Here is an 853-nt window from a genome sequence, read left to right as displayed (position 1 = left end):
ACTATGCAAAAAGTGAAAATGGCTGTGGTTGCTTGCAATACTATGACAGCCTTGGTCTTGAAATGGCAAAGAAACAATATCCGTTTACGTTTTAGTAACGATTATTTTAAGAGGAATGAAGCCTGTGGTTCATTCCTCTATTGTGTTTTTATTCAAAAAATTCATTGCTGTAGGGGGCTGATGATACTATTTTAACTACTTATTAATGCAATCCGAATAGAAGCATTGACGTTAGTTTGTGTTCCTCCTGCTAACGTTTGCAAGGTAACTGCAGCAGCACTAGTATGATTTCTAACAGTTAATACATCACCAGCAGCAGCGGTGATAATTAACGTACCTGGATTAGGTTGCGTACCAGCCCCAGAGCCATAGGTACTGCCGGCAACAGGAGCGTCGTTTTGGAAGAGGGTGAACTGGTTTGGCTCTACACCTGCAACTATGAATGAGATTTCATAATCACCAGCACTACCAAGAACAATAGAAGCTGTTCCTGGTGCATGGGTAATGGCGCCTACAATAACACCGTTATCACTAAATGTTATATCTGCTTCTAGTGCAACAACTTGAGCAGCTAAATTATAGACGTAGGCGTATTCCGATAAGCCAAGAAGTCCGGTCGCGCCAGTAGCACCCGTAGCTCCGGTAGCACCCGTATCTCCCGTTGCGCCAGTAGCACCAGCGGCACCAGCAGCTCCCGTTGCGCCCGTAGCACCAGCATCACCGGTAGCTCCAGTAGGGCCGGTAGCTCCAGTAGAGCCAGTAGCGCCAGCAGCACCAGCATCGCCAGTAGCTCCAGTAGGGCCAGTAGCTCCAGTAGCGCCAGCAGCACCAGCATCGCCAGTAGCTCCAGTAG

The 853-nt window shown here is 47.8% G+C and carries 1 pseudogene; it reads right to left on the bottom strand.

Going from position 1 to position 853, the window contains the following annotated elements:
- Positions 1–191: 191 nt before the first annotated feature.
- Positions 192–853, bottom strand: a pseudogene (locus LMF89_RS25385) (collagen-like protein); the annotation flags it as partial.

This window comes from Pelosinus baikalensis, assembly GCF_020819555.1.
GTDB classification, from domain to species: Bacteria; Bacillota; Negativicutes; order DSM-13327; family DSM-13327; genus Pelosinus; species Pelosinus baikalensis.
Note: the sequence above shows the minus strand (reverse complement) of the source record. Positions and strands in the feature narration are given on the sequence as shown.